Here is a 24,100-nt window from a genome sequence, read left to right as displayed (position 1 = left end):
TAAGCCATCGCCTTCTTCTTCGGCCGCCCCGTCTTCCTCGGCCTGTAGTGCGCCTGCATGATCAGCGGAACACTCGCTGTGCCCCACGCCTCGGATTACCCACCGCTCTGCTTGGGACCATCTACCCAGCGTATGTCGTTGTAGAGCAGGTAAATGGCCCCCTTTTCGTCAGACGGACGATATGCGCCTAGGGCGTCGGCGAGCCGAGCCGCCACAGCAGTGAGTTCCCATCCCAATGCTTCGAAGTCGTCATCGTTGACGTAGCTATGGGTCAAATCCTCGATCCCATGCTCTTCGCCAAAGGCTTGAGCCTGTCGTGCGTCCACTGTCATCGCCTCGGGGATGCTGCTGTTGCCCCACGCCCAGAGCCAGTTCTTCGCTTTGTTGCTGGTCGAGCCAATTACCTGGATCTGCGCGATGAACTTCGGCTCGCCCCCCTGGGAGAAGATGATGGTTCCTTGCTCAAGATCGTAAAACCAGCTCTCCCAATGCCCGATTGTGAACTCGGCTTCCAGGCGATCGTTCTTGGCTTGGAGTTCATGAACCGCTTCATGGAGCCAATCGGGATACCAGTCTGGTTGTGTCACAGCGCCTCCGAGACAGAACAAGTAGCAACAAATAAAACCTAGATGAAGGAGATTTCTCTCCAATATCACCGTCCCATGGGGCGTTGATACGCCGTTTTGAGTCCGCTTTTGGGGTGGTGACAATCGCTGCGAATAGGGGCATCAAATCGCCACTGTCGCACGAGTTGCGGTTGACGCACTCCCCTGAGCCGCAAGGCTCCCAGAGAGCCGAGAGGCTCTCAGCGACAGCCTCCTTCCCAGCGGCTGGGGGCGGCCCAGCCTAAGCGTAGTGGCCTTTCTGGTTCCCCGCTGCGCTGAAATTGAGAAACCAGCGCGCGCCCCGCTCCAACAGGAGGGAACAAGCGCGATAATTCGCCCGAATGGGCACCGAACTCGACGAGAGGCGCCGTAAGGCGCAGGGGCGTCACGACTGGATGTGGATGTGACGGACATGCCGGAAGCGCGGGAGCGCGGCCAGCCATCCCGCTTCGGCGTGGCATGGGGCACGGGCACACATGTTGGCGGGCTAAGCCCTCTCGTCGGAACGCATAAGATCCCCGGCCGCACATTGCGCGGCTGGAGTGCAGATGGTCCGGGCGACCGGGATCCTTATCTGTGACTGACGGGGACGGAATGTTTCAAGCAGGCAGACGGACGACGACCGGCAAGTCTCAGCGATTAGGCCTCGACAATGAAAATCAGGTACTCACGACCATTGAGATCCTTCGCAATCCATTCTTCGGTGTGTTCGTTGAACTCGAAACCGCCTCCAAAAAGCTCGGCAGACCGCTGAGCTTCAAGAATGGCCTCCCGCCGCGTCAAATATTCGACCGAAGAAATGTTGCGGCCGCTGGTCTCAAGTTCAATTTTGACGATTCGGTAGCGCATTTATCTGCGTTTCTATCGAGGTAGATTATTACTTCCACTTCGATACAAATATTAGTTCCTCTACGGAATTAAGTACACCAAATTCGAACGCAACTGCCCTTCCCCGCCGGCCCAGCCGCGCGGGGTTTTTCATTGGAGATCGCCATGCCGACCGAGCAGGAAAAGCGCCAGGTCGTCACCAACTGGTTGGTCAAAGAGAACATCGCAGACCCGGCCCTCGCCAATCTGCTTGCGCCGGCCGTCTCCGAGCTGTTCAGCCCGGAGCCGCAGCGCATCAGTATCGAACACTGGCAGTTGATCGCCCAGAAAGCGAAGACGTCCGACAAATAGGTGCGTTAGCGCTCTATTTCGCAGGCCGGTCACCACGACGAAAATAGCGCCATGCCAGAATAAGGGCCGCGCACAGGTATGCGCAAAGAGCGATCCCGAGTGTGTCGGCCCAGAAGCTTGACGAGAATTTGGGCCAGCCAATAAGCGCCTTCATCCAGCAGATGCCGATCCAATAGTTGGTGGCCTGCAGAAACACCTGTAGCGGCGCACCGCGGAACATCAGGATCGCCTCCGGACGATATCGACTGTTCTTAGCACGACTCCGCAAATCCGAGTGAATTCATGACCGACGTCCCCCCGAAGAAAAAGCACGGCGGCAGCCGAGCGGGCAGCGGTCGGCCGAAGGGGCGCCTCAACACCCTGACGGAAGCCGAGAAGCGCAAGGCGCTCGCCCGCGGTCTGTCCCCTCTGGAAGTCATGACGGAGCTAATGAACCACAGCTACCGGCGATGGAAGGCAGAGAGCAGCAAGAAGACGCCGGATGAGGACGCCCTGATGGCAAAGCATAAGGCCACGCTGGAAGCGGCTGAGAAGCTAGCCCCGTATCTGCATCCGAAGCTGGCGGCGATTCAACACACCGGGAAGGACGGTGGCGCGATAGAGGTTATCACTCTTGCAGACTTCTATGGCCAGCTTGCAGCAACGTCAGCGCCCAACGCTGAACCCGGCTCTACGTGAGTTTTGGCTAACACCAGCGCGTAACCGTGTTCTCTACGGCGGCCGATCCAGCTCAAAATCCTGGGATGCTGCTGGGTTTGCGGTCTACCTCGCAACTCAATGTCGGATACGTGTCCTCTGCGCCCGTCAATTCCAGAACAAGATCGCGGAGTCGGTCTATACGCTCCTGAAGATCCAGATCGCGCGATTTGGCCTCATGGGGCAGTTCGTGATTACCGAGAATTCTATCCGGCACAAAAAGACCGGCTCGGAATTCATGTTCTATGGCCTCTGGCGCCATATCGACGAGATCAAGTCCCTTGAAAGCATCGATATCTGCTGGGTCGAAGAGGCGCACAACCTCACGGAAGAACAGTGGCGGATTCTGGAGCCAACCCTTCGCGGCGAGGGTTCGCAGTTCTGGATCATCTTCAACCCACGATCGATCTCGGATTTTGTATATAAGCGCTTCATAACCCGCACCCCGCCGGACACGCTTAAGCGAAAGATCAACTACGACGAAAACCCTTTCCTCTCTGAAACGATCCTCAAGGTCATTGCGGCCAAAAAGGAAGAGGACGACGAGGAATATCGGCACATCTATCTGGGCGAGCCGATCCAGGATGACGACGCCGCTATCATCAAGCGATCCTGGGTTATGGCGGCGATCGATGCCGACAAGAAGCTCAGGATTAAGTCCTCCGGGGCCAAACGCATCGGGTTCGACGTTGCCGATTCCGGCGAGGACAAATGTGCATCCGTTCTTGCCCATGGCTTTGTCGCCAAGGAATGCGACGAGTGGAAGGCTGCCGAAGATGAGCTACTGAAGTCGGCCGGCCGGGTTCATGCCCTTGCCCGCCGCGAAGGCGCATCGATCGACTATGACAGCATCGGGATAGGTGCCTTCGCCGGCGCCCACTTCCAGGCGCTCAACGCGCAATACGGAGAGCGCATCGCTTACCAGAAATTCAATGCAGGCGATGCAGTGATCCAGCCCGACCGGCGTATCGACCCGAAGGATCCACGATCGCCGACCAACAAGGATTTCTACGCCAATCTGAAGGCCCAGGCGTGGTGGAGCGTTGCCAAGCGGTTCCGGAATACCTTCAATGCGATCACGAAGGGCGAGAGCTTCGAGGAAGACGAGATTATCTCGATCGACAGCGATTGCGACAATCTGGACGGATTGATCGACGAGCTTTGCACGCCGCGCAAGGACTACGACAACGCCGGCAAGTCGAAGGTGGAAAGCAAGAAAGACCTTGCGAAGTCCAGCCGCCCAGGTGGCTCGGTACCGTCCCCCAACAAGGCCGACGCCTTCATCATGGCATTTGCACCGAGGCCGCACGGCATTCTGAACATCAGCGACGAGGCATTGGTGCAGACCGCCATGCCAGCATAGTGGAGACGGGAAGGCGACATGTTCAAATTCTGGCGCAGAAAGAAGGCTGAAATCACGCAGCCGGCCGCGCCAGAAGCCAAAGCAGCGGCCCCTGCCCCGACGGGTATGAAGGTCAGTGAAGCGGCGGTTGCGGTGTCTCTGGCTACCGAGGCCAAGGTCGAGCCGTTCGCAGTTGCTCTCCATCCCCCAATGCCTTCCGGTCCCAAGGACGGCACGAAGATCGCCATGGACAGCAGCATGTCCGCGATCGCGGGTTGGGCAGCCAACGTCTATGCGACTGCTGGATACCAGGGCTCGGCCTTCATGGGCTATCCGGTGCTGGCCGAACTGGCGCAGCGCCCCGAATATCGCATGATGTCGGAAACCATCGCCTCGGAGATGACGCGGCGCTGGATCCGCTTCACCGCCAAGGACGGCGACGACAAGGCAGAACGGATTGCCGAGCTCGAGGCCGAGTTCAAGCGGCTCAATGTCCGCGCCAAGTTCCAAAAGGTCGCCGAGCACGACGGCTATTTCGGCCGGGCGCATCTCTATGTCGACCTCGGCACCGGAACAAACCCGGAAGAGCAGCAAAAGGATATCGGCACCGGCTGGGATGACACCAGCAAAGCCAAGATCGGCGAAGGCAAGATCAAGGCCCTCAAGGTGATCGAGCCAGTTTGGGTGTACCCGACTGGCTACAATGCCTCGGACCCACTTGAGGACGGCTGGTATGACCCGCAGTCCTGGAACGTGATGGGCAAATCGCTCCACAAGAGCCGCCTGATCACCTTCGTCGGCCGTGAGGTCTCCGATCTGCTGAAGCCCGCATACAGCTTCGGCGGCGTCTCACTGTCGCAGCTCGCGTATCCATATGTCGAGAACTGGCTGAAGACGCGCCAGGGGGTCAACGACATCATCACCTCCTTCACGCAGTTCGTGCTGAAGACACAGATGGATGCAGTGTTGAGCGGCGGCGCGGCCGACAACATGATCAAGCGGGCTCAGCTCTTCAACAACACCCGCTCCAATCGCAGCCTTCTCATGATCGACAAGACGGCGGAGGAGTTCGAAGCCGTCTCAGCCCCGCTCGGCGGTCTTGAAGGTCTCCAGGCCCAGGCTCAGGAGCATATGGCATCTGTCAGCCATATCCCGGTGGTGAAGCTGTTCGGCATCCAGCCGGCAGGGCTCAATGCCGATTCCGATGGGATCATGCGCGCCTTCTACGACTGGGTTCTTTCGTTCCAGGAGAAGTTCTATCGCGAGAAGCTCCATGCCGTCATGGGCATGATCATGCTCAACATCTGGGGCGAGACCGACGACGGGATCGACTTCGAGTTTGAGCCGCTTTGGTCGCTCGACGAGAAGGCCCAGGCCGAGGTCGAGAAGCTCAAGGCCGAAACGGATCAGATCTTGGTTGATACGGGTGTCTTGTCGCCTGCAGAGAGCAGGGAGCGCGTCGCCCGCGATCCTCAGTCCGACTATGCCTCGATCGACGTCAACGACCTTCCTGACCTCCTGGAGGAGGAAGAGGAAGGCCTGGCGCCGCACGGCGGCAAAATGATCGAAGGGCTTGGCGAAGAAGATGGAAGCGGCGATAAAGATCTCGACGCTCTGTTCGACAAGACCAAGGCCGCTTGATCACCATCAACCTGCTCGAAATGCTCGCTGCGGCGGACCCCGCACTTGAGGACGATGCCGAGCGCATCGCCTTCAAGGATATCCCGGGGCCGCCGATCCCAGGCCTAAAACAAGCGGAGGATCGCGATGACGGGAGGACAGGAGCCAAAAGAGCTCAACGTCGCCGATCTGCGAAAAGCCCTCGAAAATCTCCCTGACTGCATGGAGGTGCGGGTAGTTAGCTTCTATGGCCCTGGCAGGCAGGAGCCGATTTCCCAGGCGGAGGTCGAGAGCGATTATCACAGCGCCGAGAAGATCTTTGTCATTCATGCAGATTGAGGTCGGCTGTGCCCCAGAGCAATCGACATCGCCGGACGCCGCAGGAGCGCGCCGAAAAGGTCCTGAGGCCGGTTCACCCAAACGCGGGGATTGAGGCCGAGTATCAGCGCCGGCTCAATCGCCTGATTGGCGAGATGCATCGCAGCGTGTTGTATTGGCTCTCATCAGCCTACCGCGCCAACCAGCCCAGGATCGCCGCCGACGAGACACCAGCCGATGCGCTGCGGCGCGCGATGCGAGACATGGCTTCTCGCTGGCTCAAACGCTTCGACGAGGCCTCTGCCAAGCTCGCTGAATGGTTTGGCCAATCCGTGCAGAACCGATCGAGCGCCGCCCTGAAGAAGATCTTGAAGGACGGCGGGATCTCGGTTGAGTTCAAGATGACCCCGGCCATGCGGGACGTTCTGGACGCAACGGTCAATCAGAATGTCTCGCTGATCAAGTCGATCCCCCAGCAGTATCTCGGCCAGGTCGAGGGGGCCGTGATGCGCTCGGTCCAGACCGGCCGTGATCTCGCCACCCTATCGAAGGAACTGGAGGCCCGGTTCGGCGTCACGAAACGTCGGGCGGCCTTCATCGCCCGGGATCAGAACAACAAGGCCACCGCGGCGCTGACCCGGGCCCGTCAGCTCGAGCTTGGGCTCGACGAGGCGGTCTGGGTTCATAGCGGCGGCGGCAAGCATCCCCGGAAGAGCCACCAGAAGGCCGGCCGGGAAAAGACTAGATTTCCGATCGCCGAGGGATGGTTCGATCCTGAGGTTGGCAGGAAGATCATTCCCGGCGAGTTGATCAATTGCCGGTGCGTGAGCAAGGCGGTCATCAGAGGATTTTCGTGAAGGGAGTGGCGGATCGCGGATTTTTAACGAAGTTGCCAGCAGCACTTCAGCCCCGCCATCGATCTCGCCACTCCCCAGCCCCTGACGGGACCCTCGAACCTAAGTCTCCCATCGGTAGGGAGTGCGATCCAGCCATATTCGGTGGAGGATGACAGCCAGACGACGGGCGACGGCAATGCGGGCGATTTTTTTGCCTCTTCGATGCGCAATTTGGGTTCCCCAAACCTTCAGCGGGGAGGATTTCGAATTTGGTCGAAGAATTACGACGGAAGCGGACCGCAAGGTATGTCGCAGGTATGAATCGCCAAATAGGGAAATGCTGCCGCGATTGTCCACTACCCCTGATTGGTAAGTTCTTGGGGTGAGGCCGAAATGTGCCCCCACTGATCTGGATCGCTTGAAACGAGCGGGTTCATCGATCGCAGACCGAAAAACAAGCGCGACGAGCGGACCAACTCCCGGCGCCGTCATCAAAAGATGACAAACCTCGTCAGAATGAGCTGCGGCAAGCACCTGTTTGTGAAGGGCAGTGAATTCTTCTTCCAAAGTTTGCCGAGCTGACAGCAAGGGTTGAATGATCTCACGCAAGTCTGGGTATTTCTCGATGAGTTTTTGAACATGCTCCCGGTATCTTTTACGAACGATATGGCCAATTTTTAGCCCGAAAGAGTGCAAGAAGGCTCGGATGCACTGCTCAGTTGCGATCAACTTTGCTTGGAGGAATCTTCGGCCGGTCAATAGCGTCTTAACTAGCTGAGCTTCGATAGGTTTGACATGTACTGGCTTGAACAGTCCGAAACGCATCATTTGGGCGATTCCGCGAGCATCGTTGCGATCGGTTTTGTTGAGTTGGGCTTTAAGTACAGCATTTGAGTGCCGTGAATCGATGCATATCACCGGGAATTTACGCTGTAGAAGCTCCCGATACAGCCATTGCGAGATTGGACCCGCCTCAAGTCCCATCGCCGCGCATCGGCGTTTTTCTTTAGCAAGGAACTTCGCAAGAGGTTTGGGAGAGCTCTCTACTGTCCCTTCTCGGACAACGTTGCCTGCATCGTCGATTATGCAAACACTCGTCGTTTCAACCGAAATATCCAGCCCCACGTAGAACTTCATCGCTCTGGCCCTGATTGACGTAGAGCGATCGAACTACCTCACCAGTACTCCCGGAAAATGACATGCTGACCCCATCGAGCGACGAGATCGCGCTCGATCGCGCATCCGTGCGTTCGATCGACGCCGACGGCCACCTCCATGTCGAGCGGACGCCGATCAGCAAGGCAGTGGTGAATCCCTACTATGGCCGCGAGATCCCTGATTTCGAACGCCTCGGCCTCGATCCGGAACGGATCTATCGGCTCTATCGGCATCCCGACGAATTGGCGCGCGCCGCCGGCACCTTCGAGGGTAAGCCCCTCCTGATCCAGCACAAGCCCGTCAATGCCGATGAGCACCCGAAGGAACTCACCGTCGGTTCCATCGGCTCCCCGGTCAACTTCGATCCGCCTTACCTGACCGCTCCGCTGACGATCTGGGAAGGCGAAGCGATCGACCTGGTGCAGTCCAAGAAGCAGCGCGAGTTGTCGTGCGGCTATCGCTATCGCCCGGACATGACGCCTGGAACGACGCCTGCGGGGGAACCCTTTGACGGCGTGATGAGAGACATCGGGGGCAACCATCTCGCCCTCGTTGAGCAGGGTCGCGCTGGCCCGGACGTGCTCGTGCATGACAGCGCACTCGAACCATCCCCTGAACCCAAGGAAACTAAACAGATGCCTCAGGCTACTGTGCTGACGCGCAAAGGGGCCGTGGCCCAGAGCGCGCTCATGGTCTACCTGCGCCCGAAACTGGCGCAGGATGCCAAGATCGATCTGAAGCCGATCCTCGCCGGCCTCACGTCGAAGAACTTCGCCGACAAGCGCGGCACCATCATCGAGGGCGTCAAGAAGGCCACCGCCGGCAAGCTCGCCGCCGACGCCAAGCTCGACGACATCGGTATCCCTCTCGACATCGCCCAGGACGACATGGATCCGCGCGGCGAGGATGAGGATCCCGACGAGGACAAGGACAAGAAGGGCAAAGCCGAGGACGAGTCCGAGGAGGACGACGACAAGGCCAAGAAACCGGCCAAGGACAAGGGCGCCAAGGACAAGGAAGCCTGCGACGAGGACGACGGTGCCGAGGACGAAGATGACGACGACAAGGAGGAGAAGGTCAGCAAGTCCGCCATGGACGCTGCAATCCGCTCCGCCACCACCGATGCCGTCGAACGCGTCCGGCAACAGGCTCGCGATCTCAGGACCGCTGAGCAGGAGGTTCGTCCCTATGTCGGCGAGATCGCCGTGGCCTGCGACAGCGCCGAGGACGTCTATCGTCACGCCCTGAAGGCGATGAAGGTCGACATCGCCGGTGTGCCGGCCGTGGCCCTTCGCCCGCTGCTCAAGGCCCTCCCCGTGCCGAAGACCAGCGCTCCCGCCCTCCCCGCCATGGATGCCGCCGCCGAGGACGCTTACTCCAAGCGTTTCCCGAACGCTGGCCGCCTGAAATAAGGATCCTCGCCGATGCCTTTCCAGACGCAGGTCAATATCACCCAGGCGCCCGCCATTGCCGGCCAGTTCGCCTCGGTTAATCCGCGCCATGCCGCTGTCACCGTCGAAGGCGGGTTCGTCGCCGGCGCCAGCGGTGTGACCGTCGGGCTCTTCGCCTGGGCTGCCAACGACGCCAACAGCGTTCCCAGGCTGCTCAACAATACCGGCTCCGGTCTTCCCACCGGCTTCATCGCCCGTACCGAACAGGCCCTCATCACCAACTATCTCGGTGAAGCAGGCAACCTGATCCCGGCCGGATTCCCTGTCGGCGACATCTTCAGCGGCGGCGATTTTTGGGTGAAGAACGCCGGCGCCACTGCTGTCACCGTGGGCCTCAAGGCCTTCGCCAAGACCGCCGACGGCACGATCTCCTTCGCCGCGGCGGGCGCCACCGTCGCCGGCAGCGTCGAGACCAAGTTCTATGCGGCCACGGCTGGTGCCGCTGGTGAACTGGTCAAGATGACCGACACCATCTAACGCCAAGGGGCAAATCCAACATGCAGAACTTAGATTTTCCCCGCCTTCAGCGGGAATGGGGCATTGTCCTCATGGCGCAGGACTGGCTGCCCGACGCCTACAAGCGGGATTACCACATCGCTTTGGACGCCCAGCCGGCTCTTGCGGTCGGCACCGGCTCCAGCGCCGTCCCGGCTCTCTTCACAACCTATGTTGACCCCGAGGTCGTCCGGGTTCTCCAGGCCCCCAACAAAGGCGCCGAAATCCTCGGCGAGCGCAAGGAAGGCGACTGGACGACCCAGACCGCCATGTTCCTGGTGGTCGAGAACTCCGGCGAGGTCTCCAGCTACGGCGACCAGAATACCAACGGTATGTCCGACGCCAACGCGACCTTCCCGCAGCGGCAGTCCTACCTGTTCCAGACCCATATCGAATACGGGGAACTGGAAGAGGAGCGGATGGCCAAGGTCAAGCTGAACTGGGTCTCCGAGAAGCAGATGTCGGCCGCGCTGACGCTGTCGAAGTTCCAGGACTACACCTATCACAACGGTGTGGCCGGCCTGCAGAACTACGGCCTGCTGAACGATCCGTCCCTTTCGGCACCGTTGACCCCGTCGACGAAGGCGGCCGGCGGCGTCACCTGGATCACGGGCGGCGGTTTCATCAACGGCACCGCCAACGAGATCTTCGCCGACATCCAGGCGATGTTCATCAAGTTGACGCAGCAGACCCAGGGCCGTGTCGAGGCGACCGACGCCCTGACGCTGGCCCTTTCGCCGGCGGCGGCCGTTGCGCTCACCGCTACGAACTCCTTCGGCATCACGGTCTATGACATGCTGGCGAAAAGCTTCCCCAGCCTCAAGGTGAAGACCTCGCCGCGCTATGCCACCGGCGCCGGGCAAGTCGTCCAGCTCATCGCCGAGAAGTTCGACGGCCACGACACCGGCTTCTGCGCCTTCAACGAGAAGTCGCGCGATCACACCCTGATCCCGACTGGCTCGGCTTGGCGCCAGAAGAAGACCGGCGGCACCTGGGGTGCAGTCATCCGCTACCCGGTCGCCATTTCCCAGATGCTGGGGGTCTGAGCATGGAAGAAATGGTCATCGTCGGCTGCCGTCTCCCCCATGGCCTGGTGCTCCAACATCAGGAGATGCGCATGGAACAGGAACCTGGGATCGGCGGCACGAACAATAAGGTAAAGCGCTGGTACAAGGTTGGACCGGCGGTCACCCTCAAGGGCTGGGCCCACCACGTCGACAGGGCGCCCACCACCCTCGTCGTCAACGGGTTCGCGATCACGCGGGTCAATGCCGAGTTCATGAAGAAGTGGATGGAACAGAACGAGCTGCACCCAGCAGTGACTTCCGGCAACCTCATCATCATGGCCTCGGTTGACGACGCGAAGCGGGAAACCGCCGGCCGTGAGAAGGAGCGTGTCGGCTTCGAGCCCCACGATCCGAAGAACGTGATCCCCGAGTTCAAGCGGCAGAACGTCGAGACGGCCGTTCTGGCCTGATCCTTCGAGGCAAACATGAGCGACCCGGTCCCTTTCGTCTATCAGGACTGGGCCGCTGCCTATCCTGAGTTTTCCAACGTCACCGAACCGCAGATCACGGCGCGGATCCTGCCCCTTGCACGGCAGGTCATCGCCGGTTTCATCGGTTGCGTCAGCGATCCTCAGGAACAGATCAATTTCCTCTGGCTGATGGTCGCCCACCTCAGCCAGCTCAATTTCGGCACGGCCGCCAGTCCAGCAACCGGCCTCGTCGGCCGCATCGCCAGCGCCACCGAGGGCAGCGTCTCCGTCCAGCTCGACTTCCAGGCCACCCAAAATCAGGCCTGGTACGTCCAGACCTCCTACGGTGCGCTGTTCTGGCAACTGGCGCGTCCCTATTGGCTCGGCGGTTTCAGCTTTCCAGCACCAGCACCGACGCCCTTCCCCTATCGATGACAGAGGAGCCCAGTCGATGGACATCGACGCAATGGGATATAGAATTCGCGATCTCCTGATCGCCAATCAACAGCTGACCGCCCAAGTCGCGGAGCTCCAGGCTTTCAGAGACCGTTTCTCGCCTATGCTCGAGGAGGCCGAGGCGCACTACCTGGCATCTCGGTCGCAGGCCACGGAGCAGCCCCAGAACAGCGAGCAGCAGCAGGGCCAAGCCGAAGGACAGAAGTCCGACAGCGGCGAGCAGCAGGATGCCGGCGAGCAGTCCAATTCCGGTGCGGACAAAACCGAGACCAACCCGGCTGGCGAGGCCCAGGACGGCCAGGAGGGAACTTCCGCGCCCACGGCAGCGGACGATACCGCCGAGGCCAATCCTGGCGAGCCGCAGGCGACGGAGCAGCCCTGATGGTCGAGATCAAGGGCGGCGACAAGTTGGAAGCAGCCCTTGCCAAGATCGCCAAGAGCGTCACGAAGGCGGCGGCAGTCGATGTCGGCTTCCTCGAAGATGCGACGTATCCCGACGGAACGTCCGTCGCGATGGTGGCGGCTATTCAGGAATTTGGCGCGCCGAACGCAGGCATCCCCCCTCGCCCGTTCTTCCGCGGCATGATCCAGGAGAAGAGCCCGCAGTGGCCGCAAGCGATTGCGACGCAGCTCAAGGATACAGACTACGACGCCGCGAAGACCCTGGGCCGCATGGGAGAAGGTATCAAAGGCCAGCTCCAGGATGCGATCGTCGATTTCAACTCGGTCCCTCTGTCGCCCGTCACGGTCGCCAAAAAGGGCAACGACAAGCAGCTCGTCGAGACCGGGCACATGCTGCGAAGCGCTGATTACCGGGTGAAGACATGAACCTGCACGGCATCGTCGCCCCCGCGATCGGCATCGTGAACCCCTTCGTCGCGGCCACCGTCAGGCGTTCGACCGGATACATGATCCTGCCGGATGGCAATCGCGTGCCGGCATATACCGAGTTTCCGGCGCGGGTGCAGGTCCAGGCTCTGACCTATACCGATATCAGCAGGCTCGATTCCCAGAACATCCAGGGAGTCAGGCGCGCGATTTACCTCAATGGCGCCGTCATGGGCATCGTCCGTGTCGACGAGCGCGGCGGCGATCTCATCGTATTCCCGGCCGGGACCCTTCCTGAAGGCGATATCTGGCTTGCCGCGCATGTGCTCGAGGCGTGGCCGGACTGGTGCAAGGTCGCCATCACTCTGCAGAATGGAAGCTGACCCGTGTCCCTGATTGCCGCCCCGACGCAGTCCAACATCTTCGTTGCGCTGCGCTCGTTCCTGACGGCCATTCTCCCGGCCGGCGTTGAGGTCGTGCAAGGCCAGGACAACCGGGTGCCGGAACCGCAGGGTGAAGATTACGTCCTGATGGTGCCGATCCTACGGAACCGACTCTCGACGAATATCCACACCCCGCATGACGTCAGCTTCATAGGCTCGATCGCAGGCACGACGCTCACCGTCACGGAAATGACGCTGGGCTCGATCGACGTCGGCCAGGCCGTATTTGGATTGGGCGTCACATCAGGCACGACGATCGCCGGCCTCGGCACCGGGTCAGGGGGCGTCGGCACCTATACGGTTTCCCTGGCCCAGACAGTCGCCGCCGGCGCGCTGGCAAGCGGCTCGGAAGAGATCATGCAGCCGACGCAGGTCACGATCCAACTCGACGTCCACGGCCCTAACAGCGGCGACAACGCTCAGACGATCTCGACTCTGATGCGGGATCCAGTCGGCGTCGATTTGTTCGCGGCCTCAAGTTTCGACATCGCTCCACTTCACGCCGACGACCCGAAGCAAATGCCGTTCGTCAATGGCGAGCAGCAATGGGAATGGCGCTGGATCGTTGATGCCGTCCTGCAGGTCAATGCATCGCTGACCGTCCCGCGCGAGTTCGCCGAGAGCGTCAGCGTCAGCACCCATAACGTCCAGGCCGATTTCCCGGTCTGAGCGGCTTAGGCCTTCACTCCAAAAACAGTCGTTCAACCCCGAGGATCACACCTTGACCACGATCCCTGCCTCTCAACTCGTCCGCGTCATCCCGAATGTGCTCAGCGCGGGTGGTGCGGCCCTCGTCATGAACGGGCTGCTGCTGACCCAGAGCCCACGAGTGCCGATCGGCGAGATCCTGTCGTTCCCGAACGATGGTGTCTCTGTCGCCAACTATTTCGGCCTCTCCTCGCAGGAGGCGGCACTGGCAACAACCTACTTCAGCGGCTTCAACGGTTCCACGAAGAAGCCCGCATCGATCCTCTTGGCCCAGTACAATTCCGCAGCAGTCCCGGCCCTGCTCCGCGGCGGCCCGGCGAACAAGCTGACGCTGGCCCAGTTGCAGGGTATCAGCGGCTCGCTTCAGGTGATCGTCGACGGCTATCCCCGCTCGGCCGCGATCGTGGATCTCGCCACCGCTACCAGCTTCAGCGCTGCAGCCGCCTTGATCGAGCAGGACCTCAACGCCAACCTGTCGAACGTCGCATCGGTTACCGGGGCAATCGCTCCTGCTACGGCCGCCTTCAACGGCTCGATCGCCGGCAATGTCCTCACCGTCACTGCCGTCACGTCTGGCACCCTCGTCCCTGGCGCCGTTATCGCCGGTACTGGCGTCATCAACGGCACCCAGATCACCTCGCAGATCAGTGGCACGCCTGGGGGCATCGGCGACTATGCCGTTACAGCATCACAGGCCGTGAACAACGTCGCGTTTACGGCGACCTATGGCGTCCTAACGGTCACTGCTGTAGCTTCGGGTACCCTGTCCGTCGGGCAGGTGCTGTCCGGCACCGGCGTGACTGCCGGAACCTTGATCACCGGCCTCGGCACCGGCGAAGGCCTTCTCGGCACCTATTACGTCCAGAAGACCCAGACGGTTGCCAGCGGCACGATCACCGCGGCGCCGTCATCTGTCGACGTCAGCTTTGACTCAGTCGGAGGCGGCTTCGTCATCGCATCGGGCATCACGGGAGCGGCATCCTCGATCGCTTTCGCCACCGGTACGGCTGCAGCCTCTCTCTATCTGACGCAGGCGACTGGCGCCAACCCGTCGCAGGGTGCTGCCGCGGCGGAGCCCGGCCCCTTCATGACGAAGCTCACGCAGGTCACTCAGAACTGGGCGACCTTCATGACGACGTTCGATCCTGATGGGGGCAACGGCAACGCTCAGAAGCTCAAGTTCTCGACCTGGACCAATGGACAGAACGAGCGCTGGGCCTATGTGGCCTGGGATACCGACATCACGCCGACGGAGAGCGCCAATGCCGCGAGCTCGCTGGGCGCGCTGGTGTTCGGTGCGAAGATGGACGGCACCTGCCTGGTCTGGAGCCCCAGCGACGGGCCAAACAAGGCCGCCTTCGTGTGCGGCACCGCTGCCTCGATCGATTTCGAGGCGTTGAACGGCCGGATCACCTTCGCCTTCCGTGGCCAGGATGGACTTGTCGCCGATGTCACCGATGCAACGGTTGCCAGCAACCTCATCGCCAACGGCTACAACTTCTACGGTGCCTATGCGACGGCGAACCAGCAGTTCCTGATGCTCCAGCCCGGGCAGATCTCGGGCCGGTTCGAATGGCTGGACAGCTACATCAACCAGATCTGGTTGAACAACGCTCTCCAGCTGGCCCTAATGGAGCTCCTCGTGAACGTCAATTCGGTGCCCTACAACGTCCAGGGCTACGAGCTGATCAAGGTCGCCTGCCTGGATCCAGTCGATGCGGGTCTGAACTTCGGCGCGATCCGCGCTGGCGTCACGCTCTCCAAGGCCCAGGCCGCGGAGATCAATAACACCGTCGGCCAGAGGGTCGACGAGTTGCTCTCGACCCAGGGGTGGTATCTGCAGGTCAAGGACGCCTCCCCTCAGACCCGACAGGCCCGCCAAACGCCGCCCTGCAACTTCTTCTACATGGACGGCCAGTCCGTGCAGCAGATCGTGCTGAACAGCGTCCTCGTCCAGTAAGCCCCAACCTGAAAATTCGGAGACCTTTCAATGGCTACGCTTACTGGCGCCAGCTGCATCATCACGATTGCGATTCCGGGGCTGTTCAACAGCCCCGTCACGCTCCAAGGCTTCGCCGCCGATGATGTTTTCGACGCCGATACCCAAGAGATCGCGGAAACGACCATGGGCGTCGACGGGATCCTGTCCGGCGGCTTCGTCCATGTCCCGGTTAAGCAAACGATCGCACTGCAGGCGGACTCGGCATCTAACCTGATCTTCGAGACTTGGGCGGCGCAGCAGAAGGCCGCCCTGGACACCTATACCGCCAACGGGACATCGAACATCGTGTCGACCGGCCGGTCCTACGTCATGAATAAGGGGTTCTTGACCTCGTTCCCCTCCATTCCTGCAGTGAAGAAGCTGCTCCAGCCCAGGCGCTACACCATCACTTGGCAGGGCATCCGGGCGGTCCCGAACTAAGCGGAGATGAGCTTTGCGCAAGACGAGTGATGTGACCATCACGGAAGACGGCCGTGATCAGGGCAAGACCTTCCAGATCCGAGAGATGTCGGCGCTCAAGGCGGAGCGCTGGGCGATGCGGGCATTGATCGCTGTCGGAAAGTCCGGGGTTGATCTGCCAGAGGGCTTTGCGTCCGGCGGCATGCGGTCTCTGGCAATCGTCGGAGTCCAGGCTATCATGCGTATGGACTTCGCGGATGCCGAGCCTTTGCTTGACGAGATGCTCGATTGTATTGCCGTCAAGCCGGACCCGAAACGGCCGGAGGTCGTCCGCCCTCTCATGGTCGACGAGGATATCGAGGAAGTCTCGACGCTGCTGCGGCTGCGCCAGGAGGTCTTGGAGCTGCACACCAGTTTTTTCTCGAAAGGGAGGACCTCGGAACCGACTTCTCCGGCGCCCTCGACGGTCCCGAGCTCCTCGAATACCCAAACCTTCCCGCGTCCATCGGTGGACTTCTCTCGCACTCCGCCAACAAGACGGCAGCGCTGATCGATCTCCAGGAGCGCCTGTCGGTCGAGGACGTCTACGACCTCCTCGAGGTGTTGAGCATCGACGCTCACAACCGCCTTGCCATCGCCAGGTACCAGGAAAAGCAAAGGGAATGACCCGTGCCCACCTTGATCGATAGCCTCGTCGTCGAACTCGGTCTCGATCCGAGCGAGTTCACGAAGGGCCAGAAAAAGGCAGCGGAATCGTTCCTGAAGACCAAGGATGAGGCCGTCCGGTCGTCCAAGGCGATTGAGGAATCGGGTCGCAAGGCCGCCGACGGCATCAAGAAAATTGCTGTCGAAGCCCTGGCACTGTTCGCGATCTTCACCGGCACTAAGAGCATCACGAAATTCGTTTCGGATCTCATGAGCGCCGATGCCGCGCTGGGTCGCTTCAGCCGCACAGTCGGCATGGCCCCTCAGTATGTCGGCGCGATCGGCAAGGTCGTCGGTGAAGTCGGTGGGACGGCTGAGGCGACCGCCGGCACGATCGATGGCCTATCGAATTCCCTGACCCGCTTCCGGACCGCCAACGGCGATCTGCCGCAAGAGTTCTGGCAGCTCCGGGCCATGGTCGGTGGCAAGATCGATCCGCGCGGCTCCATGGTCGATTTCCTCGATCAGCTCGCTGCGGCGCTGCAGAAGGTCGAAAAGACCGATCCGCAGAAGGCCGCAATGTATGCCCGCGCCCTGAGCATCGACCCTGGCACCTATCAGCTCATGCTGAAATACGGCCAGGAGCTGTCGAAGGTCATCGGCCTCCGCAAGGACCTGGCGCCGTCAAACCAGGACATCGATAACGCCCAGAAGTTTCAGGAAGCCTGGAACAACATCTATCAGTCGGTCAGAAATCTCATCGAGAAGGGCGTCAGGGCGATCGAGCCCGCGCTGACGCCGGTCGTCAACAAGATGACCGAATGGGTCCAGGCCAACAAGGAAATGCTCAGCGATAAGATCGTCGAGTATGCAAAAGGGTTCGTGGCAGTCCTGAAGTCCATTGCCGAGAATGCGGATCTCGCTGTCCGGGCAATCGAAGAACTGAACAGACTGACGGGTCAGACGCCGGCAGCCAAGGACGGTACCGCCAATGATGGTCGCGACGAAGCTCATGCCGCAACCAGTCGTGACGCTGTGCAGGATGGCGGCTACTGGCGCGATTCCACGGGCGTATACAAGAAAGGCTCCTTCTTTCGGGATCGCGCCGATTACGCCTATGGCAACATCATGGGCGGCCGCGCGACAGGTGGCTCCGTCACCGGCGGGCAGGCCTACATGGTCGGCGAGCGGGGGCCTGAGCCCTTCATCCCGAACACAACCGGCACGATCATCCCGCATGACCGTCTCGGCGGAAACCTGTCTGTCGATGGCCGGCCGATCAACCGCGGCAACCCGATGCCGGTCACCTTGGCAAACAACCAAGGCGGCGGCGAAAATTGGCTTCAGACCTTGGGCAAATGGCTGGGGTTTGGCGGCAATAGCGGGTCGTCGGCCGGCAGCGGAGCAACCAGTGGCGGCGGAGGCTTCTTTGGCGCAGTCGGCAAGGCTGTGAAGGGTGTGCTCGGCGGCAGTAGTAGTGATGCCGGCTATAGCCCAGCATCTGGAAAACCGGGGCAATATCGCCCGGTCTATAAGCTCGGCGATGCTGATCTCAGCGACGATGTGGTCAATGTCGTCAACGGCGAGGCCACCTCGTCGAAACTGAGCACGGATGCCGTCATCAACAACATGTTCAATCGCCTCGGTACTCGGGCCTATGGCCCCAGCGGAAACCTGAGGCAAGTCGCTCGAGCTCCCGGCCAATATGCTGGATACCGAAAAGCAACAGCCGAGCGGGCAGCCTTCATCAGAGATCGCATTCGTGCAATCGCCTCTGGAGAAGTGCCGGACGTCACGACTGGAGCCAACGAGTATCGTGCCAGCTGGTACAATGGGCCTTGGGGTCGGAAACATGCCAGTTCGCCGGTGATCGGGGGCAATCGGTTCGCCTACAATCCCAAGGTGGCACCCGGTCCCTATGCTCCGTATGCCCGCCCCAACCTGGGACTCGCTGGTGGGGACGGTGTTCTGTCGGGGGCCAAGGGCGCGGCTATCGCAGGAGGCAGCACGACGAACGACAACCGCAAGACGTCGACCTCGTCGAGTAGCTCGAGCACGACAATCGGGAAGATCGAGATCCATACACAGGCCAAGGATGCCAACGGCATCGCCGCCAGCCTGCATGACTCGATCCGGCGCAACGCAACGGCCTCAGCCGCAAACAACGGACCGAACTGAAAATGGCATTCCCGGTAAATATTCCAAACGCGCCGGGAGTGCCCTCTGTCGTGTTCGCCGGTACGGTCGGCGCCGCGCTCAACTTGATCACCAGCGATATCGCCTCGATCTTTGGCGGCCTGCTGGGGTTCTCGCAATGGGGGATCTACTTCTTCGGCTTTCCGCTGGTCCTAGCCGACAATGTTGTCGCATTTGAATTTCGCAACGAGTGGACGATCGGAGATTACCCGGTCGAGCGCGGCAGCTTCGAAAGCTACGACAAGGTTGCCAGCCCATTTCTGGCAAGGGTGAGGTTTTCGGCTGGTGGCTCGGAAGGTGACAGGGCCGCTTTCCTCGCCTCGATCGAAGCCATCGCCGGCGACCTCAATCTGTATGACGTCGTAACGCCGGAGAAGGTCTACACCAGCTGCAACATCAATCACTACGACTATCGCCGAAGTGCGGATTCGGGCGCCGGCCTGCTAACCGTTGATGTCTGGCTGACCGAAATCAGGCAGACGGCCACAATGAACGCGCAAAACGCTCAGGATCCTGGTGCCTCTTCACAAGTGAACGGCGGTGGGGTCCAGCCGTCTACGCCGACACCGGCACAGGCTGCGACAACCCCAAGCTTTGTGAACTATTCGCCCACCGCGGCAGGTCAAACGCCGCGCGGAGATAATTGAGGCGCCGATGCAGATCGTCCCATTGCAGTCGGTGCCGAACCAGGCGATCTCCATCCTGCTTGGTGGCCAGAACTGCCAGATCAATGTCTATACCAAGGCCGGCGGCCTCTACCTCGATCTCTATGTCGATAACGTCCTGATCGTTGGTGGTGTCGCCTGCCAGAACCTGAACAGGATCGTGCGATCGACTTATCTCGGCTTTGTCGGAGATCTTGGCTTCATCGACAATCAGGGGACTTCTGATCCGAGATATGACGGTCTCGGTGCCCGATACAGCTTAGCGTATCTGGAAGCGACCGATCTTGCCGTGTGACCGCTGCTACTATCGCTCGTTGGTACGGCCGCACCCGTCCTTGTCGCAAACATAGTTCCCGGTGCCGGTCTTCATCAGGCATGGCTGCTTCGGTTGCGGCATCGGCCCTTGCTGGGCGGTATCGTCCCATCGCCATTTTTTCCAAGCAGCAACGAAATCGGCCGAGCATTTCGGGTGGGCGGCCGACGCTGCCAGGGTCGACCCAAGCAATAGCGCCAGTACCAACGAGCCTATCTTAAGCATCTTCATCCTCAAATATCGCTCCGACCGGCCCAACGACTAACCGAAGCGTGCAGCATCCTCTCACGCACCTGTTGGAAGTCAACTGCCATCCCCACCGGTCTCGGTGGAGCATTTTCCTTTCGAGGCCTTCGAATGACCTTCAGCCAGAAGCTGATCAACGTCCAGTTTCAGCTGGCGTCGGGATCGTTTGGCAAGAATGGCGACAACACCGCGACGATCACCGGGCATCGCGTCTCCTTCACCTGCGAATACCAGGGCGGTTTTAGCCAAAGCCAAGCCGCGATATCGATCTGGGGACTACCCCTCAGCGTGATGAACCAGCTCTCGACGGTGGGAAAGAACTTCTCCCAGCGGCTCAACAACAAGATCGCGGTGTTCGCCGGCGAGAGCCAGGATGCCATGTCCGTCGTTTTCGAGGGCCAGATCATCACCGCCTTCGTCGATGCCGAAGGTATGCCCGACGTCGCGTTTCGGGTCCTGGCACAGCCCGGAGGCTATAACGCGGTAAAGCCGGCCAAGCCGATCAGCGTCAAGGGCTCGGCGAATGCCGCTGACCTGGTGAAACAGATTGCCGGACAGCTCGGACTTGGCTTCGAGAACACCGGCGTCGATGCCAAGCTGTCGAACCCGTATTTCGCAGGATCGCCGTGGACACAGCTGCAACAACTGGCGCGGCACGGCGGGTTCTTCTGGACGGTCGAGTGCGGAAAGCTCGCGATCGTGAAACCGGGACAGTCCAGAAAGAACAGTGAGGTTTTGATCTCGCCGCAAACCGGCATGGTGGGATATCCGGCCTTCTCGCAGCAGGCAGTCATCGTCAAGTCGCTCTTCAATCCGGCGGTGAAGCACTATTCGAAGGTCAAGATCCAGAGCGACCTCACCTCGGCATGCGGCGAATGGCAGGTCAGGAAATACGTCCTCGAGCTCGAATCCATGATCCCTCAAGGGCGTTGGTTCATGACCCTTGAATGTCTCCCTGGAGATGCACCTGCAGGTGTCGCATGAGTGGAAAGCCAGAGGGTTTCTTCGGCCAGCAGGGCGCCGCGGCGGACACATCCGACGTAAACGCCGCCGAATTCCAGATCCAACAGGCTCTGTTGAAGGTCCGGACAACGGTTCCCGTCAAGATCATTGCCGTCCACGGTGGCGGTACCAGTGGCGCACCGGCAACCGTCGATGTCCAGCCCTTGATCAACCAGATCGATGGCCAGGGCAACAAGACCGATCACGGCATTATCTATGGCATTCCTACCACGCGAAGCCAGAGCGGGAGCGCGGGCATAGTCATGGACCCTTCGGTGGGTGATGTCGGAGTCATGTCCATCTCCGATCGCGATATCTCCTCGCTGAAGTCGAACAAGGGCAGCCAGTCGAACCCCGGCTCCTTCCGGACCCATGACCTCTCCGACGGGATCTACACCCATACGATCCTCAGTGCCCAAGCCCTGACGAAGTTCATCCATCTCAGCGGCGACGGGATCTCGATGCAGGACGAGCACGGCAACAAGGTTTCCTCGAGCGGCGGCGGATGGAACTTCAACGGCGTCGTGATCGACAGTTCCGGCAACATCTCAACCCCGGGCGGCATCACTGCCGGCGCCGGAGGCGGTGATAGCGTCACCCTGCAGCAGCATCGTCACGCCGGCAGCCCGCCGCCAGATCCTGGAACATGAGGGAGGCAGTCATTCGTACCTTGCTTCTCGATACCGAGGCCTGGGATCTCGCGGTCGATACAGCCAGCAACATCGCCGTAGCTAGCGAGCCCTATTCCCTCGCCCAAGATGCCGCCAGCGCAATCCGCCTATTCCTCAACGAGCTCTATTACGACACCTCGCAGGGTATCCCCTACTTTGAGCAAGTTCTCGGCAGGCGGCCGCCGATCTCGTTGATGAAGGCCCATTTCAATCGCCAAGCCATGTCGGTTCCCGGCGTGGTCAAGGCCCAGAGCTTCATCACCGACTGGACCGACCGCAAGGTCAGCGGACAGGTCCAGGTCTGGGATGCGAACGGCAACGCCTCCGCCGCAGGATTCTGAACCCATGACAGTGCAGACCAATGTGCCGGTCCCGCAATGGACCGACAAAGGGTTCATCGTGCCCGCGACCGCCGATATCCTGGCCGGCGTCCAGGCCGACATCAACGCCGCGTTTGGTGGGAACCTCAACTTCACCACCAATGATGGTTCCACGACGAACCCGACGCCGCAGGGGCAGCTTGCCGCCTCAGAAACAGCAGTCATCGACAACGCCAATGCGCTGTTTCTTCGGACGACCCAGCAGGTCGATCCGGCCTTTGCTGAAGGGCGTATGCAGGATGCTATCGCTCGGATCTACTTCATTGAGCGAAACCCAGCGCAGCCGACCGTGGTACAGGCGCTCTGCACGGGCCTTCCTGACGTTGTCATTCCACCCGGCGCACTCGCTCTTGCTGCTGACGGAAACCGCTATATTTGCACCGCTGGAGGCACAATCGCGCTCTCCGGGGACGTCACTCTGCAGTTCGAATGCTTGGCGGTTGGGCCGATCCCGTGCTCCGCCGGTTCTCTGAACCAGATCTACCAGGCCATTCCCGGTTGGGATTCAATCTCCAATCCGGCTGATGGCGTGCTAGGAAACGATGTCGAGAGCCGCTCAGCATTCGAAGCCCGGCGCGCGCAGTCCGTCGCCCTGAACTCCCTCGGCAGCCTGCCGTCCGTTCTTGGCGCGGTCCTAAACGTGCCAAATGTCATCGACGCCTACGTGACCGAAAATGTTTCGAACTCGATGCAGACGATCGGGGGCGTCTCGCTCTATCCGAACTCGATCTACGTTGCGGTGGTCGGCGGCGACTCCAATGCTATCGCCAAGGCCATTTGGTCGAAGAAGGCTCCGGGCTGCGCCTATAACGGCAACACGACAGTGCAGGTGCAGGATACCAGTACGGGCTACGTTCCGCCCTATCCGACCTATCCGGTGTCGTTTCAGATCCCCGCTCCGCTGCCAATCTACTTCGCCGTCAAACTCAGCAGTGGCCCGCAGGTCCCTGCGGATGCAGCAACTCAGGTCCAGAATGCAATCATCGCGGCCTTTGGCGGCGAGGATGGCGGCATCAGAGCCAAAATCGGCACGAAGATCTATGCCAGCCGGTTCTATTCGGCAGTCGCGGCTTTGGGTTCCTGGGTCCAGATCGTCTCGATCGAGATTGGCACAAGCGCGCTGGATGCGACGCATTTCGAGGTCGGGGTGAACATCAACCAAATCCCGGTCGTCTCGGCGGCCAATATCAACGTGGCATTGAGCTGATCGATGACAGACACTGGACCTGATTATCCCAGGCCGCCCGCGGCGGGGTCCAATGGGATCGGGCAGTTCATCATTGGCGTCAGCCCCATCGGGGATATTCCGTCGTTCGACGTCTGGAAGACTGTCATTTCGCAGTATGCGAACAGCCCGATTCTGACCCGCCTCATCGAGAACATCGCCGCTTATATCGACCCAACGAAAAACCTCGATCTCTTCTTCGATTATATCTGGAATGTGGCAACGGCCCAGGACTACGGGCTTGATGTCTGGGGTCGCATCGTTGGCGTCCGCCGCATCCTGCAGGTCCAGACCGGCGACTGGTTCGGCTTCGGTGAGGCCCTGCCAGGATCGGAACCCTTTGGACAGGCCGCGTTCTATTCAGGCACCCCGCTGACCAGCAACTACTCGCTGTCAGACGAGTCCTATCGCCTGCTGATTATGACCAAGGCAGCGGCGAACATCACCGATGGTTCGATCCCATCCATCAACCGGATCCTGATGTCGCTCTTCCCCCATCGCGGGAATTGCTACGTCACCGACGGAACCCCACCCGGTGATTGGTTCGGTTTCGAGGAATCGCGCAACGCCCACGGTTTCAACCAGGCGCCGTTTTACGGCGGGCAGGCCCTCCCCACGATGGTGATGACCTACACCTTCGAGTTCGACCTCACGCCCGTCGAGCTTGCGATCGTCCAGCAATCCGGCGTTCTGCCCAAACCCACTGGCGTCTTCGCCTCGGTCGTCGTGCCCAACTGAGAGCCC

General features: G+C 60.6%; 30 protein-coding genes. 26 read left to right on the top strand and 4 right to left on the bottom strand.

Features of this window, described 5'->3' with window-relative positions; genetic code table 11:
- Nucleotides 1–95: 95 nt before the first annotated feature.
- A complete protein-coding gene (locus ACN6KF_RS07365) occupies nucleotides 96–587 on the bottom strand; it encodes a DUF6882 domain-containing protein (protein ID WP_434956216.1) in 492 nt (163 codons plus the stop codon).
- A gap of 657 nt (nucleotides 588–1,244) precedes the next feature.
- Complete coding sequence (locus ACN6KF_RS07360) at nucleotides 1,245–1,454, bottom strand: hypothetical protein (protein WP_434956215.1); 210 nt, start codon at nucleotides 1,452–1,454, stop codon at nucleotides 1,245–1,247.
- A gap of 144 nt (nucleotides 1,455–1,598) precedes the next feature.
- On the opposite strand from ACN6KF_RS07360, the gene ACN6KF_RS07355 reads away from it, so the two are divergent.
- Nucleotides 1,599–1,784 carry a hypothetical protein gene (locus ACN6KF_RS07355; RefSeq protein ID WP_434956214.1) on the top strand — a complete coding sequence of 62 codons (186 nt, stop codon included), beginning with the start codon at nucleotides 1,599–1,601 and terminating at the stop codon, nucleotides 1,782–1,784.
- A 13-nt stretch (nucleotides 1,785–1,797) separates the two neighbouring features.
- Here ACN6KF_RS07355 and ACN6KF_RS07350 read toward each other — a convergent pair whose 3' ends face one another.
- A complete protein-coding gene (locus tag ACN6KF_RS07350) occupies nucleotides 1,798–2,004 on the bottom strand; it encodes a hypothetical protein (RefSeq protein WP_434956213.1) in 207 nt (68 codons plus the stop codon).
- A 62-nt stretch (nucleotides 2,005–2,066) separates the two neighbouring features.
- On the opposite strand from ACN6KF_RS07350, the gene ACN6KF_RS07345 reads away from it, so the two are divergent.
- The 5 genes from ACN6KF_RS07345 to ACN6KF_RS07325 all read left to right on the top strand — a co-directional run bounded on the left by ACN6KF_RS07345 (nucleotide 2,067) and on the right by ACN6KF_RS07325 (nucleotide 6,617).
- Nucleotides 2,067–2,462, top strand: coding sequence for a hypothetical protein (locus ACN6KF_RS07345; protein WP_434956212.1), 396 nt, complete (start codon nucleotides 2,067–2,069; stop codon nucleotides 2,460–2,462).
- On the top strand, nucleotides 2,410–3,843 hold the full coding sequence (locus ACN6KF_RS07340) for a PBSX family phage terminase large subunit (RefSeq protein ID WP_434956211.1): 1,434 nt from the start codon (nucleotides 2,410–2,412) through the stop codon (nucleotides 3,841–3,843). The genes ACN6KF_RS07345 and ACN6KF_RS07340 overlap by 53 nt, the downstream gene beginning before the upstream one ends.
- A gap of 18 nt (nucleotides 3,844–3,861) precedes the next feature.
- Complete coding sequence (locus ACN6KF_RS07335; RefSeq protein ID WP_434956210.1) at nucleotides 3,862–5,463, top strand: DUF1073 domain-containing protein; 1,602 nt, start codon at nucleotides 3,862–3,864, stop codon at nucleotides 5,461–5,463.
- Nucleotides 5,464–5,589: 126 nt separating this feature from the next.
- Nucleotides 5,590–5,781, top strand: a complete 192-nt coding sequence (locus ACN6KF_RS07330; protein ID WP_434956209.1) for a hypothetical protein — start codon at nucleotides 5,590–5,592, stop codon at nucleotides 5,779–5,781.
- An 8-nt stretch (nucleotides 5,782–5,789) separates the two neighbouring features.
- The gene (locus tag ACN6KF_RS07325) at nucleotides 5,790–6,617 is read left to right on the top strand and encodes a phage head morphogenesis protein (RefSeq protein WP_434956208.1); all 828 of its coding nucleotides are present in this window, start codon (nucleotides 5,790–5,792) and stop codon (nucleotides 6,615–6,617) included.
- Between the two features lie 99 nt (nucleotides 6,618–6,716).
- On the opposite strand, the gene ACN6KF_RS07320 is transcribed toward ACN6KF_RS07325, so the two are convergent.
- Nucleotides 6,717–7,733, bottom strand: a complete 1,017-nt coding sequence (locus tag ACN6KF_RS07320; protein ID WP_434956207.1) for an IS110 family RNA-guided transposase — start codon at nucleotides 7,731–7,733, stop codon at nucleotides 6,717–6,719.
- Nucleotides 7,734–7,795: 62 nt separating this feature from the next.
- Here ACN6KF_RS07320 and ACN6KF_RS07315 point away from each other — a divergent pair, with 62 nt between their 5' ends.
- From ACN6KF_RS07315 to ACN6KF_RS07220, 20 genes are all read left to right on the top strand, one after another.
- A complete protein-coding gene (locus ACN6KF_RS07315; protein ID WP_434956206.1) occupies nucleotides 7,796–9,166 on the top strand; it encodes a DUF2213 domain-containing protein in 1,371 nt (456 codons plus the stop codon).
- Nucleotides 9,167–9,178: 12 nt separating this feature from the next.
- Nucleotides 9,179–9,682 (top strand): structural cement protein Gp24, encoded by a 504-nt coding sequence (locus ACN6KF_RS07310; RefSeq protein ID WP_434956205.1) that lies wholly within the window; start codon nucleotides 9,179–9,181, stop codon nucleotides 9,680–9,682.
- A gap of 20 nt (nucleotides 9,683–9,702) precedes the next feature.
- A complete protein-coding gene (locus ACN6KF_RS07305) occupies nucleotides 9,703–10,746 on the top strand; it encodes a major capsid family protein (protein WP_434956204.1) in 1,044 nt (347 codons plus the stop codon).
- Nucleotides 10,747–10,748: 2 nt separating this feature from the next.
- Entirely contained in the window at nucleotides 10,749–11,177 is a 429-nt protein-coding gene (locus tag ACN6KF_RS07300; RefSeq protein ID WP_434956203.1) for a hypothetical protein, read from the top strand.
- A gap of 15 nt (nucleotides 11,178–11,192) precedes the next feature.
- Nucleotides 11,193–11,612 carry a DUF4054 domain-containing protein gene (locus ACN6KF_RS07295; RefSeq protein ID WP_434956202.1) on the top strand — a complete coding sequence of 140 codons (420 nt, stop codon included), beginning with the start codon at nucleotides 11,193–11,195 and terminating at the stop codon, nucleotides 11,610–11,612.
- A 16-nt stretch (nucleotides 11,613–11,628) separates the two neighbouring features.
- Nucleotides 11,629–12,015 (top strand): hypothetical protein, encoded by a 387-nt coding sequence (locus tag ACN6KF_RS07290; protein WP_434956201.1) that lies wholly within the window; start codon nucleotides 11,629–11,631, stop codon nucleotides 12,013–12,015.
- A complete protein-coding gene (locus ACN6KF_RS07285) occupies nucleotides 12,015–12,461 on the top strand; it encodes a hypothetical protein (protein ID WP_434956200.1) in 447 nt (148 codons plus the stop codon). The genes ACN6KF_RS07290 and ACN6KF_RS07285 overlap by 1 nt, the downstream gene beginning before the upstream one ends.
- A complete protein-coding gene (locus ACN6KF_RS07280) occupies nucleotides 12,458–12,844 on the top strand; it encodes a hypothetical protein (protein ID WP_434956199.1) in 387 nt (128 codons plus the stop codon). Before ACN6KF_RS07285 ends, ACN6KF_RS07280 begins: the two co-directional genes overlap by 4 nt.
- A 3-nt stretch (nucleotides 12,845–12,847) precedes the next feature.
- Nucleotides 12,848–13,573, top strand: a complete 726-nt coding sequence (locus ACN6KF_RS07275; protein ID WP_434956198.1) for a phage neck terminator protein — start codon at nucleotides 12,848–12,850, stop codon at nucleotides 13,571–13,573.
- A 52-nt stretch (nucleotides 13,574–13,625) separates the two neighbouring features.
- A complete protein-coding gene (locus ACN6KF_RS07270) occupies nucleotides 13,626–15,572 on the top strand; it encodes a DUF3383 family protein (RefSeq protein ID WP_434956197.1) in 1,947 nt (648 codons plus the stop codon).
- A 30-nt stretch (nucleotides 15,573–15,602) separates the two neighbouring features.
- Nucleotides 15,603–16,034 carry a phage tail fiber protein gene (locus tag ACN6KF_RS07265; RefSeq protein WP_434956196.1) on the top strand — a complete coding sequence of 144 codons (432 nt, stop codon included), beginning with the start codon at nucleotides 15,603–15,605 and terminating at the stop codon, nucleotides 16,032–16,034.
- A 13-nt stretch (nucleotides 16,035–16,047) separates the two neighbouring features.
- The gene (locus tag ACN6KF_RS07260; protein ID WP_434956195.1) at nucleotides 16,048–16,563 is read left to right on the top strand and encodes a hypothetical protein; all 516 of its coding nucleotides are present in this window, start codon (nucleotides 16,048–16,050) and stop codon (nucleotides 16,561–16,563) included.
- A gap of 119 nt (nucleotides 16,564–16,682) precedes the next feature.
- Complete coding sequence (locus ACN6KF_RS07255) at nucleotides 16,683–18,836, top strand: hypothetical protein (RefSeq protein ID WP_434956194.1); 2,154 nt, start codon at nucleotides 16,683–16,685, stop codon at nucleotides 18,834–18,836.
- A 50-nt stretch (nucleotides 18,837–18,886) separates the two neighbouring features.
- Nucleotides 18,887–19,501, top strand: a complete 615-nt coding sequence (locus ACN6KF_RS07250) for a hypothetical protein (RefSeq protein ID WP_434956193.1) — start codon at nucleotides 18,887–18,889, stop codon at nucleotides 19,499–19,501.
- A 7-nt stretch (nucleotides 19,502–19,508) separates the two neighbouring features.
- Nucleotides 19,509–19,814 carry a phage baseplate plug family protein gene (locus tag ACN6KF_RS07245; protein ID WP_434956192.1) on the top strand — a complete coding sequence of 102 codons (306 nt, stop codon included), beginning with the start codon at nucleotides 19,509–19,511 and terminating at the stop codon, nucleotides 19,812–19,814.
- Between the two features lie 375 nt (nucleotides 19,815–20,189).
- Nucleotides 20,190–21,062 carry a baseplate hub protein gene (locus ACN6KF_RS07240; RefSeq protein WP_434956191.1) on the top strand — a complete coding sequence of 291 codons (873 nt, stop codon included), beginning with the start codon at nucleotides 20,190–20,192 and terminating at the stop codon, nucleotides 21,060–21,062.
- Nucleotides 21,059–21,730, top strand: coding sequence for a Gp138 family membrane-puncturing spike protein (locus ACN6KF_RS07235; RefSeq protein ID WP_434956190.1), 672 nt, complete (start codon nucleotides 21,059–21,061; stop codon nucleotides 21,728–21,730). Before ACN6KF_RS07240 ends, ACN6KF_RS07235 begins: the two co-directional genes overlap by 4 nt.
- On the top strand, nucleotides 21,727–22,092 hold the full coding sequence (locus tag ACN6KF_RS07230; RefSeq protein ID WP_434956189.1) for a contractile injection system sheath initiator: 366 nt from the start codon (nucleotides 21,727–21,729) through the stop codon (nucleotides 22,090–22,092). Before ACN6KF_RS07235 ends, ACN6KF_RS07230 begins: the two co-directional genes overlap by 4 nt.
- A gap of 4 nt (nucleotides 22,093–22,096) precedes the next feature.
- The gene (locus ACN6KF_RS07225; RefSeq protein WP_434956188.1) at nucleotides 22,097–23,338 is read left to right on the top strand and encodes a baseplate J/gp47 family protein; all 1,242 of its coding nucleotides are present in this window, start codon (nucleotides 22,097–22,099) and stop codon (nucleotides 23,336–23,338) included.
- Nucleotides 23,339–23,341: 3 nt separating this feature from the next.
- Nucleotides 23,342–24,094 (top strand): DUF2612 domain-containing protein, encoded by a 753-nt coding sequence (locus ACN6KF_RS07220; RefSeq protein ID WP_434956187.1) that lies wholly within the window; start codon nucleotides 23,342–23,344, stop codon nucleotides 24,092–24,094.
- Nucleotides 24,095–24,100: the final 6 nt, after the last annotated feature.

Source organism: Labrys methylaminiphilus subsp. lupini, assembly GCF_051161885.1.
Lineage (GTDB): Bacteria > Pseudomonadota > Alphaproteobacteria > Rhizobiales > Labraceae > Labrys.
This window is presented reverse-complemented; position numbering and strand designations above follow the sequence as displayed.